Source organism: Candidatus Cloacimonadota bacterium (assembly GCA_019429305.1).
Classification (GTDB): Bacteria; Cloacimonadota; Cloacimonadia; order Cloacimonadales; family JAJBBL01; genus JAHYIR01.
In genome coordinates this window covers 1-13,251 of sequence record JAHYIR010000036.1, presented here as the reverse complement: position 1 = coordinate 13,251, position 13,251 = coordinate 1, and the positions used below count along the sequence as shown (strand labels likewise).

Annotated in this window: 9 protein-coding genes; all 9 read left to right on the top strand. The window is 38.0% G+C overall.

Annotated features, from left to right (window positions below; translation table 11 throughout):
• Window positions 1-548 precede the first annotated feature (548 nt).
• The 9 genes from tpiA (at window position 549) to K0B81_09140 (ending at window position 12,719) form a co-directional block, all read left to right on the top strand.
• Entirely contained in the window at window positions 549-1,337 is a 789-nt protein-coding gene (gene tpiA, locus K0B81_09180; protein ID MBW6516767.1) for a triose-phosphate isomerase, read from the top strand.
• Window positions 1,337-2,629, top strand: coding sequence for a serine--tRNA ligase (gene serS / locus K0B81_09175; protein ID MBW6516766.1), 1,293 nt, complete (start codon window positions 1,337-1,339; stop codon window positions 2,627-2,629). Before tpiA ends, serS begins: the two co-directional genes overlap by 1 nt.
• 4 nt (window positions 2,630-2,633) lie before the next feature.
• Window positions 2,634-3,560, top strand: coding sequence for a pseudouridine-5'-phosphate glycosidase (locus K0B81_09170; protein ID MBW6516765.1), 927 nt, complete (start codon window positions 2,634-2,636; stop codon window positions 3,558-3,560).
• A gap of 82 nt (window positions 3,561-3,642) precedes the next feature.
• Window positions 3,643-5,706, top strand: coding sequence for a GHKL domain-containing protein (locus K0B81_09165; protein MBW6516764.1), 2,064 nt, complete (start codon window positions 3,643-3,645; stop codon window positions 5,704-5,706).
• A gap of 28 nt (window positions 5,707-5,734) precedes the next feature.
• Entirely contained in the window at window positions 5,735-7,126 is a 1,392-nt protein-coding gene (locus K0B81_09160; GenBank protein ID MBW6516763.1) for a sigma-54 dependent transcriptional regulator, read from the top strand.
• Between the two features lie 788 nt (window positions 7,127-7,914).
• Window positions 7,915-9,120 carry a hypothetical protein gene (locus tag K0B81_09155; GenBank protein MBW6516762.1) on the top strand — a complete coding sequence of 402 codons (1,206 nt, stop codon included), beginning with the start codon at window positions 7,915-7,917 and terminating at the stop codon, window positions 9,118-9,120.
• A gap of 1,374 nt (window positions 9,121-10,494) precedes the next feature.
• Window positions 10,495-10,911 (top strand): hypothetical protein, encoded by a 417-nt coding sequence (locus K0B81_09150; protein ID MBW6516761.1) that lies wholly within the window; start codon window positions 10,495-10,497, stop codon window positions 10,909-10,911.
• Window positions 10,912-10,932: 21 nt separating this feature from the next.
• Window positions 10,933-11,496 carry a hypothetical protein gene (locus tag K0B81_09145; GenBank protein MBW6516760.1) on the top strand — a complete coding sequence of 188 codons (564 nt, stop codon included), beginning with the start codon at window positions 10,933-10,935 and terminating at the stop codon, window positions 11,494-11,496.
• 17 nt (window positions 11,497-11,513) lie between these two features.
• Window positions 11,514-12,719 (top strand): hypothetical protein, encoded by a 1,206-nt coding sequence (locus K0B81_09140; protein ID MBW6516759.1) that lies wholly within the window; start codon window positions 11,514-11,516, stop codon window positions 12,717-12,719.
• Window positions 12,720-13,251 lie beyond the last annotated feature (532 nt).

Below are 13,251 nucleotides of genomic sequence, written 5' to 3'. Positions count from 1 at the left end.
GATCACGGTCCCTCTTTTGACAATTGGATATCATGGTCACTAATACTATTGTCAAGATCAATAGAATAACTATCAACCAGAGATAAGAACGTCTTTTTGGAGAGTTTTTTCTCTCTTTTTTTACTGGTTTTCGGGTTTTGGGTTTCGATTTTTTCATTTCTGTTTTCTCCCTTACTTTTTCAAATCTTCCTAATGGGTGAAATAGTCAAGAATTAATGTGATAAGTTCACTTCTAATGTTTTATATTTAGTTATCTCATAAAACTAGAGTTTGCTTCATTGATGAATATCTTAATCTATAAAGTGTACGGGCGATTCGTGAACCGATGGAAACTTCTTGTTGGATATTTCTAGGTCAGACAAAGCCGAACTCCCTACAAATCAATGTAAATTTACATCTTTTAATAGAAGATCACCCTCATGATGAAGAAGGATGAGAATTTCTAACAACATTATTGATACATAATCTCAAGAAAAGTTCTTGCCTGTTCAAAGTGTTTTAGAAATTATGTTTGTTTACGAACAGCACATTATAGTATGAGGTTAGAAATGCGGGAAATATTAGTAGCCGGTAATTGGAAGATGAACAAAACGAATTCAGAAGCCAGGGAGTTTGTAGAGCAAATTGTAGAAAACCTTGCATCTCTGCAAGTTTCCAGAGTCAAACCTATCATTTGTGCACCCTCCCTCTATTTAGAGCAGATAATACGACAGGCAAAAGATAGTTCGCTCTTGATTTCAGCTCAAGATGTCAGTAGATACGATTTTGGTGCCTATACAGGAGAGGTATCTGCTCCTATGCTTTCATCAATTGGTGTCCAATACAGCTTGATCGGTCATTCTGAAAGGCGTCAATATCATAATGAGACCGATAATGATATCAGAGAAAAGTTGATTAAATTGACAGAACATAGGATCATTCCTATTATCTGTATGGGTGAAAGAGAAGAAGAACGGGATAAGGGTATCACTTCTGAGATAATCATCAACCAACTCACTGCTATTTTCAAAGATATTGAGATTGATGATCCGCATAGATATGTCATCGCCTATGAGCCTGTTTGGGCTATTGGAACAGGGAAAACTGCTACTCCGCAAATGGCGCAGGAAGTGCACGTTCTCATTAGAGATTGGTTGAAAGATAATTATTCATCCTCCATATCATCTGAAATAACTATTCTCTATGGTGGTAGTATCAAACCGGACAATTTTAGAGAACTCTTACAAGAACCCGACATAGATGGTGGTCTCATAGGGGGAGCTTCCCTAAAAGTCAATGACTATTGGCAACTACTGCAAACAGCAATAAAGATTTATGAAGAGGAGAAAGATAGATAATGTTGGATCTGAAATTTATTAGAGAGAACCCGAATTTGGTCAAAGAAGCCATAGCAAAGAAGAGATACAATATAGACATAGATCAGTTATTACAGTTTGATGCTGAAAAACGGCAGCTTCAATTCTCTTATGACAATCTCAAAGCACATCAGAATAAGATCTCCAAAGAAATAGCCCTGAAAAAGCAAAATAAAGAAGATGTGTCAGGGATCATAAATGAGATGCAAACAGTAGCCAATCAATTAAAAGAAACAACGGGAAAACTCTCCCAAGTCAGTGAGCAAATTGAGAAGGTTTTAGTCAGCATTCCCAACATCCCGCAGGAAGATGTTCCGGTTGGTAAAGATGAGAATGATAATCAATTCGTTCGTGAATGGCAAGATGAAAAGAGAAAATCTCCTATACTCGACAGGAAATTATTTGATCATTTGGAGTTAGCAGAAGGATTAAACTTGCTTGATTTACCACGGGGAGCTAAGATCAGCGGTTCCGGATTCCCGATATATACTCACTACGGAGCTCTGTTAGAGAGAGCTTTGATCAACTTTATGCTCGATTTTCATATTAAAAACCATAACTATCGAGAGATCGCAGTGCCCGTAGTTGTTAATCGGCAAGCTATGTTTGGCACAGGTCAGCTGCCAAAGTTAGAAGAAGACATGTACCATATCGCTGAAGACGATCTGTTTCTCATCCCTACAGGAGAGGTACCTGTGACTAATATTTATCACGATGAGATTTTGTCCTTTCAGCAACTACCGAAGAAGTTCGTTACCTATACTCCCTGCTTCCGACGAGAAGCCGGATCTTACGGTAAGGAAACCAAAGGGCTGCAGCGATTACATCAGTTCAATAAAGTAGAACTGGTAAGATTTGTTGAACCGCGAGATTCTTCGACTGCTTTAGAGGAAATGGTTAATGAAGCAGAGAATATCCTCAAGGCATTAGCTCTTCCCTATCGGGTAATGCAACTGAATACATCTGATCTCAGTTTCGCCTCTGCTAAAACTTATGATCTGGAAGTCTGGACACCCGGGATGAAAAAATTCTTAGAGGTTTCTTCAGTAAGTAATTTTGCCGATTTTCAAGCCCGCAGAGCTGCTATCCGTTATCGTGACGAGTCAGGAAAAGTCAACTTTGTCCATACCTTGAACGGATCCGGTTTAGCTACTCCACGCACCTATATTGCCATTTTGGAAAATTATCAGAATGAAGACGGTTCAGTCACGATTCCTGATGTTATGCAAAACTATATGCACGGGATGACTAGATTAACTGCTCCTGTAGAATAGGCAGATGTTGTTTAAACTTAGTACTTCATACAAAAAAGCAAAAGAGCAAGATAGACCGATATTAGCTTTTGAATCAGCTATCATTACCCATGGTCTACCCTATCCGGAAAACATTGATCTTATTCATGACCTCAACATATTAGTAGATTATTTTGGAGTATATTTAGCCGTCTTTTGGCTTGATGATGGCTTTGTTAAGGTTGGCTTTGAAGAGAATGAATTAGCTGCTTTAGCTGCTAAAAGTCAATCAGTTAAAGTCTCCAGTAGGGATATCCCCTTTGTCTTAGCTAAAAAATTAACCGGTGGTACTACTGTTGCAGCAACTATTCATTTGTCACATCAATTAGGTCTTTCAATTTTTGCTACCGGTGGTCTGGGTGGTGTACACTATGGTGCTGAATATTCTTTTGATATCTCCAATGACCTGGCTGTTCTCTCTAAAACCCCTATGATAGTTATCTCAGCAGGGGTTAAATCTGTCTTGGATATTGCCAAAACTTTAGAAATGATGGAGACTTTAGGCATCCCTGTTTATGGATACCAAACTAACAAATTTCCCCTCTTCTACACCAGAGATTCAGATTATGAGATCAAATCAATAGATAGTGTCAGCGAGATTGTGAATCTGCATCGTTATCATCAGCAAGCCAGTCTATCTTCTGCTATGTTAATAGCTAATCCAGTCCCTGAAAGATGGAGTATCCCTCAAGATAGAATTAACAAGATCATAAGAGAAGCTTTAGAAGAAGCTGAAAAGCTAACTGTCAGTGGACAAATGGTTACTCCCTATCTCTTAAAAAAGCTCAGCGAGTCAGACTTAGGAACTGTACAAACAAATCTGGAACTGGTCAAAAATAACGTCTCTCTTGCCTGTGAAATAGCACTAGAGATAGCCCAGCAATCGCCGAAACATGAACAAAGCAATCATTGACAAAAAGAGTTAGCCATTTTTTTAGTCAGAAAAAATCAGGATAAGTATGAAAATGAAGGGTAATTTCGAAAAAAGAGTCTTCATGACCTTTTATATTATTTCCTTAATTTTCACCTTTGTATTGACCCTTTTTGGTTGGAATCTAGTTCGTTTCATGATCAATCAGGAAGAAGACAAACAAATCTATGAGAAAATATCTCAAATTCAGACACGGATCAGTAGTTTCTCAACTGATAAAGCTACTATGGTTAATAATATTCTCTTGGAGACCCGAATAGTTCAGGAATTACAGAGAGCTAATCCACAGAATCTAGAGAGATTTCTTACTGTTAACTCCTCTCATAACGGTTTTTTTGTTGTTTATAATAGTAACCAAGAATTGATCTATGGCGAAAGAATAATTCCTTTAGAGAGATATTTACCTTTGATATTTCATCCTGATAGAAGTCCCCGCAATCAGTTTTTTATTGATTTAGGGCGAGACAATTTCCATGTAACATATGAATTGGTCAGAAACCCTCTAACAGAAAACAATGACATTTTAGTGGCAATTTTCTATCTGGAGCCATTTGCAATCCACAGACTCGATACTACCTTTAATTTCCCGGTTTTCCAGATAACCCAAACCGATTTTGTTGATTACATATCATTACCACAAGAGTATCGCGAATTATCCAATGAAATCAAAAATTCACTGAGAAGGTCTTCTCATTCAAATCAAACAACCAATGTTATCAGATTATCTATGGAGAATGCTCTCGGTTTAATTGTCCGTTATGACCTGAACAACGACCCGGTAATGTTTCTTGTAATACCCTTCACAAGGGATTACAATATTTTTGCCCATCAGGCATTGTTAATCTTTATTCTTATCTTCTTAGCCATGGCATTGATCATAATCAGTTTCGGAGGTGCTTGGTTCAGTAAGCAGATTATTTCGCCGATAAAAGATATAAGCCGAAAGATGCAAGATATTGAACAAAACCCTTCATTTATAGAACCTATGCCTAAAAAGTATCATGGTGTATTAGGAAATATGGTTGATACTTTCAATTCCATGAACAATTCACTATCTCGTTATAGCCAATCTCTTTTAGAATATAAAACGATCATAAACAATCTCGATTCAGGGATACTCTGGATGGATGAAGACTTTAACATCATCCTCTGTAATCCAAAGATCTTAGAGATCTTCAATGTCGAGGCATTTCAGGATATTATTGGTAGGAATCTCAAGGATTTCATCAATTTGAGTAAAGACTCTTTCGATAAAGCAAGAAACAGGGAGCTCTTTATCCCACATCTCGAGATAACCAGTGCCGAAGAGAAAAAGATAATTAAGTTCGTCATCTTTAATATTAGAGCCGTGGATGATGATGCCGGTCTTCGTTTTGTCACCAGCATCACAGATATTACCCGAGAAGCGAAAGAGGCAAGAGCAAGAGAACGACTGGAACTGGAATTGATAAAAAGCAATAGATTAGCAGATCTGGGAAGAATGGTAGAAGGGGTTGTTCATAATATCAACTCACCTTTGAACACTATTGTCGGTTTTGCGCAATTGATAAAAAAACAACACCCTGATAATCAGGATGTCGATAAGATCATCTCAGCTGGCAACAATATAGCTAAGAATGTTCGACAACTCATGACCAAAGTTAAGGAAGACAGTATCTCTATGATGCGTCTGATAGATATCAATGATGTTGTCACTCAGGAATTGGAAACTTGCCAGCATAACATCTTTTTTGCTCATTCTGTTAAACTGGTCACTGATTTGGCCCCAATGGACAAAAAGATCAACGCAACTCACGGTGAGATAAGTCTCTGTATTGCCAATATGATCAACAATGCTATCCAATCTATGGAAAACACTGAAGAGAAGGTCCTTACTGTTAAGACCCGCTTGCAAGATAACATGGTTGCAGTTGAGATCTCTGATACCGGCACTGGAATACCGAAAGAGAATCTCGAAAAGCTCTTCTCTCCAGAATTTTCTACCAAAGATGCTCAAGATGGTGAAGGGTTCGGTTTAGGATTACCCCTGAGTAAGAGCATAGCTGAAAAATATAAGGGTTACATCACCGTTCACTCGACAGTCGGAGAAGGGAGTACTTTCACTCTCTACATACCTTGGCAGTTATAAAAATATGAAAAATAGATAAGGAATAATCATGGAAGAAAAACCAAGAATTTTGATCGTAGATGATGAAGAAGATACCAGAATCCTCTTTAAACGTCATCTGGAAGATACCTATGATGTCAATACAGCTGAATCGGCAGAACTCGCTTTACAGATGCTGGAAAGTAATGAATATCACATAGTCATGACTGACCTTGTTATGCCCAAAGTAAACGGCTTGCAACTCCTGCAACAGATCAAGAAGCTCTATCCCCATCTGGCTGTAGTTGTCATCAGTGGTAAGGCATCTGTCAAAATGGCTGTACAGGCAATGAAGGAAGGGGCAGAAGATTTTATTGAAAAGCCGGTTGAAGATCTGGAAATTATTAACTTCATTATTAATAAAGTAATGAAGATCCATTGGCAAACTGAAGAGATCACCCGTTTAAAAGAGCAGTTAGCTACCGATTTCGAGAGAAAAAAGATTGTTGGTAACAGTATGATCATCCAAAAACTTTTAGAAAAAGTAAAGATGATTGCCCCTCTTGACACGACAGTTATGGTCTCAGGTGAAACTGGAGTAGGTAAAGAGGTTTTTGCCGAATTGATCTGGCAAAACAGTAAAAGAAAAGATAAACGCTTTGTTGCTGTTAATTGCGGAAGTTTACCGGAAACACTTTTAGAAAGTGCCCTCTTTGGGCATAAAAAAGGTGCCTTTACCGATGCTGTCCGTGATAAGATCGGCTTCTTTCAGGAAGCTAACGGTGGAACTCTCTTTCTCGATGAAATTACTGAAACTTCACCCGCCTTTCAAATTAAATTATTACGTGTATTAGAGAAAGGGATGGTTAGGCAGGTCGGTGGTGATACCGATATCCCAGTTAATGTGCGCGTTATAACTGCCTCTAATAAAGATATCGAAAATGAGGTCACAAATGGTAATTTCAGGGAAGACTTATATTATCGTTTGAATGTTATTAAGCTACATATCCCACCATTAAGAGAGAGACAAGAAGACATCCCATATCTTGCCCAAGAGTTCCTGACTGATCTGGCTGAAAGACATCACAAGGCAATCAAGTCTATTTCAGAACCCGCTTTATCACTTCTAGTAAATCATAGCTGGAAAGGCAATGTCAGAGAGCTAAAGAATGCCATGGAACATGCTGTTGTTTTAGCTACCCATAATTTGATCCTCCCCAAAGACCTCCCCTCTACGATCTATGATTCACAAAAATTTGAAGATCATCAAATTGATATAAAATTCCTGCAACTACGCTTCCAAGAGGCAAAAGAATTGTTTGAAAAAGAATACATCAACCATCTGCTCAAACGCTCTAAAGGGGATGTAACTAATGCCGCCGAGATATCCGGGATCAAGAGACAAAACCTCTATGAAAAGTTTTCCAAGTATGATATCGATCCCAATAAGTTCAGAAAGTAGAATCGAGGTGTTAGGTTTCAGGAGTTGGGTGATAAGTTTAAAAGTATTTTACAAAAGGGCGACTGTCAGTCGCCCTTTTTATTACATAATAAATTATAGAAGTATATTCCACGTCTGAAATCAAAGTATAGTATCATATTATCAGCTTTTGCTAAATACAACTTATAGTCGGTAATACTAACAAACATTCCTGATCATCAATTTATTCTTGTCTAAATAAAATGACACTTTATTATTACGTGACATAGGTTGGTTACAAAACAGCTGACGTTGTCTTGTATTTATGTCATTCCTTACACTCTGTCACCTATTCTTTCCATTTTCACCCCTTGCTCTGCTTCCAATGGACTTGCTTCACCTCCCGCTGGCACTAATAACTTATCCCCTTGCTCTACTTCCACTGGTGCATCCGTGTTCATCCTTTTTTAATCTGTGTGCATTCGTGGTTGATGCTTGCTTTTCTCCCAATGGACTTGCTTCCCCTCCCGCTGGTGCGTCTCATTCTTTACTCTGTGCTCTCTGTGGTTAATCCTCTTCCTTCTTGCTTCACTACCGATGGACTTGCTTCCCCTTCCATGGCTTTTCCTACCTACTACTTAATACCTACTAACTACTTTCCCTCCCTGCTATCCTCCCTCCGGTTCTCCCCTTCTCTCAGTCTCTCCCTCTCCCACTCGCCCTTACTCCCCCAACACCTCTCCCCACCTCACTCCCACCCCCTTTGAACCAAGTTGGCACACATCGTGCAATATATGTTGCTCAGAAGATGAAAAACATGGAGGTAACTTATGGGACGACATGCAATAATAATGATAGTCGCACTTGTGATCTTACTATCATATTTCGTGATACATACTAATAACGCTAAGATAGCAGCCAGCAGTCAGAATTATGATGATTATTCTTATAAACAGGCAAAGAACATATCTAACAGTGCAGCGCAAATGATAGCTCGCAATATTATGCGACCGGACATTTCAGGTTGGCCTGATTTTCGTAAAAACATTTATAGCGGATTACTAAATGAGCATGTTAGCGACTACACTGACTGGTCGGAATGGAACTCTTTAGGTGGTGAATACAAAGTTGAGAGTCTTACAAAATCGGGTAGCGATCTAATATTGATAGTTACCGGTAGAGAAAGTTTTGGCAGCAAAGAGCAACAGACCAGATTGATCCTAAAGGAGAATGAAACTACCTACAATATATTTAGCTATGCATTATATTCCCTTTCTGATATTGCTATCGGAGAAAATCCAATTATTGATAGCTACCACTCCAACTATGGCTATGACAAAACATTAGGACCCGGTGGTAATGGTGAGAAGGCACTTGTGGCTACTGAATTACCCTATCAACATGAAACATATCCTATAAATGGGACAGCCAACATTTACGGACCTGATCCCATATATGAAGCAGATGAGTACATTCCCGAGATCGAACTTCCCGAAGGTGGCACTCCGATTAGTATACACAAGACACAGGATTCTACAATAACTGAGGGAGTATATCGGGTTGATGGTGCACTTGAATTATTGGGTAGCACCGTTCTCACTATAGACGGTGATGTAACACTTTATTTACCACAAATTAAACATCCGGGAAATATCGTCTTAAACATTGGCGGTACTGCATCCATAGTAATAAAGGAAGGAGCATCATTAACTATCTACGCTGACGGTAACCTTGAAGTTGGAGGAACCGGGATCGTAAATCTTTCAGAGATCCCCTCTAATCTGGAAATCTATGGTACTGAAAACTGCCAGACCGTTAAACTTCACGGTACTTCCGACATACATGGTGTGATATTTACTCCCGATGCCAGTGCATCTATCCGTGGAAGTGGTACACTGTTTGGTTCCATTACTTGTAACTCTATGGTACAATGGGGTTCAGGAACTGTGGCTATTCATTATGATGAAGCATTAGGTATCGATCCAACTTTTGAATGGGCAAGCATCTTTACCTATTATATCTCCTCTTGGCAATAAATTATCCCTTCCCTTCGTCCCTTACTAAAGAAACCCCGAAAATCCCCTGTCTCCCCGGCAGGGGATTTTTTTATCGATTTTTTGAAACTATAGATAGATTCTAGTAAATTTTATTTTTGCAGAAAGCTCCTGTTATGCCCACCCTGAATACTGGCTTTAGCAGATTTTTTTTTGCTGCCAAGCAAGATAAGATCATACCCCGTATGGGTATGATATAAGATAGCCAGACACTTCAATGTCTGGGATCGAAGGATACAAAAGATCATGCCCCTTAGGGGTATGAAATAATATAGCCAGACACTTCAGTGTCTGGGATAAGGATTATCTAAACCCACCCGCCACCTAATGGGACTTCGTCCCATACCAGCGACTAAACTCGCAGGCTATTATATGTCACCCATCGCCTGCGGCTCAGGGTTATAAACAAATTCTCTGTCCGTATAACCCTGAGAAAACCTTACTACTATTAACGATTCCGCACCATGTCACCCTGAATGATCTGACCACTTGTTTCAGACGCTTTTAAGTATCGAAGGAACAATTGCTTTACATGAAAATCACTAACAGTTGTAATAGTTTTGATCCACAATGAAATCTCCAAACAACTGTCATCCTGAGTGTTCTGCAATTACTACTTGCTCATCCCTGCAGAATGTATCGAAGGAGGAAGATTGTTACGTGTGATGTGTTACGTGTTACGGGAAAACCAAAGGGAGGTATAGCAAGCTACCGGAACACTGGCTTTAGCCGGTTGTTTCACCGGCTTCAGCCGGTCTCTGACCTGAGTAAAACAGACAGACTAAAGTCTATGCTATAAAAAGACTGTCATCCTGAGTGATCTTTGGAATAGTTTCTTGCTATTCTTACCAAAGATTGTATCGAAGGGTTGACAAATATTATATAACCCTTTTGTCATCTCGACTGGAGAAAGAGTCACAATTGTGACTCTTTCGTAATGGAGAGATCTCATCACTGATAAATCAGAAGAACACAAAAACCCACAAGAAAGATTCTTTATTCATATCTTCTGAAACATCTGTCTTCTAACTATGACAAACCAAAATAATCTGTAACAAAAAACGAAATCATTATCTTTTTTTTGACTTTATTGATCATTTTGTTGCTCATTTTATTAACCATAACACTTATAGTGGTAATCACGACTCGATCCAAGTCAGTTGCACCTTTCATCGAATATCAAAAAAATCCTGAAAAATGAAAAATCAATTTTTCTTGACAGCTTAACCGTAATATTTTAGTTTACTTCTAGTTTTAAGAGAAAGAAAGAATATTTTATATCTATGGAACGTTTTATGCTTTACTATATATCTATTGGAGTAAATTTTTTATGAGAAAAATGAAGGATGGTAAGGTATGAATTTAGGTCAAACCTTAGTAGCCGTTTTAGCACTTGTTCTGCTGGTTACAATTGCAGTAAACATTAATCGTGCCCGTTTAGGTGCTATTGCAGCTACGGTAGATAACCTTGTTGATCAGGAAGCGATAAATTTCGGACAAAATATAATTGAAAGAGTCACTCTTCGTGCCCAAAGTGATGCTGATTATAACAATCTCGAAGCCAATTTCCATAATGCAATCTTTGAAGATACTTTTGATTCTGGTAGAACACTATATGCATCAACTGAAGTAGTACAGATAGATAACCCTGAAGGTCTACCTTACGGTTATAAAAAAGTGACAGTATCTGTTTTCTCAGATTCTCTACAAGTGAATTTGAGATCACAATACACTGCTAGTTTTATACCTTGGTGGAAAGTTACACATCAATGACAAGTAATTTATGAGGTAAATATGTTAGATATATTACAATCGGCAATAATTGCTATAGTTATAGCTGTTCTAATCTTTGGTATCCATTTGATGACCATGAGAACTAAGCAAGAGAATGATGTTATCTACAGAATGCAGAGAGAAGCGACTTCTGTTTCAGCAATTATTCAAGAGGAGTTAAAATCTCTCTACTACTTTGATTCAGATCCAGATTATCAAGATGATACTTTTACATTAACAGAAATCTCTTTTATCAATACTCAGGGTCATTTAGTTTCCATTGAATTTGATAATGAAGCCAGAAATTTAATCATAGAACATAGAGATCCGGAAGATAATTCTATTTTACAAACCAATTCATATAGATTAAATCTGGATGAAGATAATTTTACATTTTCTTTGAGAACTCGTGACAATACAGTTGCCTATGTTAAAGGAGATGTAGATTTAATAATGATCAATGTCACCCTTAGAAGCAGAGATGAAGATTTTTATCAGGATATGGTCCAGCAATTTACTGTCAATATAGGCAAAGATCATTATCTGAGGAATATTCAGCTTCAAAGAATGATAGGCACATACTAAGACATAGGAGGTATGTTGTGGGAAGATATGCAATAATTTTAATCATAACACTTGTCGTTTTACTTTCATTTTATGTGATACATGTTAACAATCAAAAGACCCAATCAGTAAATGAGAATATTGATGATTTTTCTTATAAGCAGGCAGTAAATATTGCTAATAGTGCGACTCAAATGGTCGCTCGTAATCTAATGCGACCAGATGTTTCAGGATGGCCCGATTTCACTTTAGAATATGATATTGGTTCCGTTATAGAACATATAGATCCTCTTTATTGGGGAGATAATTGGCTAGAGTGGAATAACTTGAATGGAGTATTTCAAGTTGCGAGTTTATATAAATTAGAAGGTGATCGTCCTGACTTAAGAGATCTAATGTTAATAGTTGCTTCCAAAGAGGATTATCGTGATAAATCACAACAGACAAAAGTTTTCTTGAAACAAAATGAAACCCTAATCCCTTTTTGGGATTTCGCTGTTTATGCTCGAGAATTTATCAACATTCAAGGGTCCAACTCATATATTGATAGTTATAACTCAGATATAGCTCCATATGATCCAAATATGACACCCAATAATTCTAATGCCTCTATTGGGTTGTATGAAGACTATCAATCCGATAATTATCCTTTTTATTGTAGAGGTGAAGTATATGGTGATGATCCTGAGTATGGAGTTGATAAACAAATTTATCCTGTTGAGGGACCCACTGAAGGTGTTATTATGAATAACTTCACTGTAACTTCTCTAACTTCAGATCCTGATGATACATATATCGTTACTCAGAATAATTTAGTTATAAATCAAACTGTAACCATACCGTCAGGTAATCATGTTATCATCCATTTTCTTGGCAATGTGAGAATAAATGGAGTTTTTCACATTGAAGATGGAGCATCACTAACCATTTATATATCTGAGAGTTTATATACTTCAGGAGATTCATTTATCAATGATTCGGAGATTCCTTCTAACTTACAGATATTTGGCACTGAATCTTGCACACATATAAAAATGACCGGTATGACCGAATTACACGGAGCTATTTATGCTCCCAATGCAGATGTAGAGATTGTGGGTGATGCCACAATATATGGTGCAATTCTTTGTAACTCTCTGTATATAAACGGTAATGGTATAATTCATTATGATGAAGCTCTTGGACAAGATTCAAACCTTACACATGATAGTATCTTTAAGTTTTATATAGCTAGCTGGGAGTAACCGCATGTAGTGTTTAAAAACAATACCTATCACAGGCAAAGTCTGTGTCATATAAACAACCCTCGTCTTAAGACGAGGGTTTTTTATTTGATGTGTTTCCTATTCCCAGACACTGAAGTGTCTGGTTATTATATTTCATACCCCTATCGGGGCATGATTTTTTATTGCTGTGGATAAAAGTTAGTCTATGATAAGATCTCTCCATTTCGATTCGCTCTAGTCGAGATGACAATGAAAAGGAAGCTTCAATCCGGATGACAAAAATAATATCTTGCTTTACTCCGACAGCACCCTTTATGGGTGCTATATAATAGCCTGCGACTTCAGTCGCAGGTATGGGACAGAGTCCCATTGGGTGGCGGGCGGGAATAGATCATCCGGCATTACAGTTAACGGTGTGAAGAAAACCGTACGAGGATCTGCTTCGCAGCTACTGTTAGACGAGCGGAGCGAGGAGTTTAGCGAAAGAAGCAGAGACGAGAAGGTTTTTAACCGTTAATTGTAGAGTCGGGAGGTTTTCTTTGTTACGTTG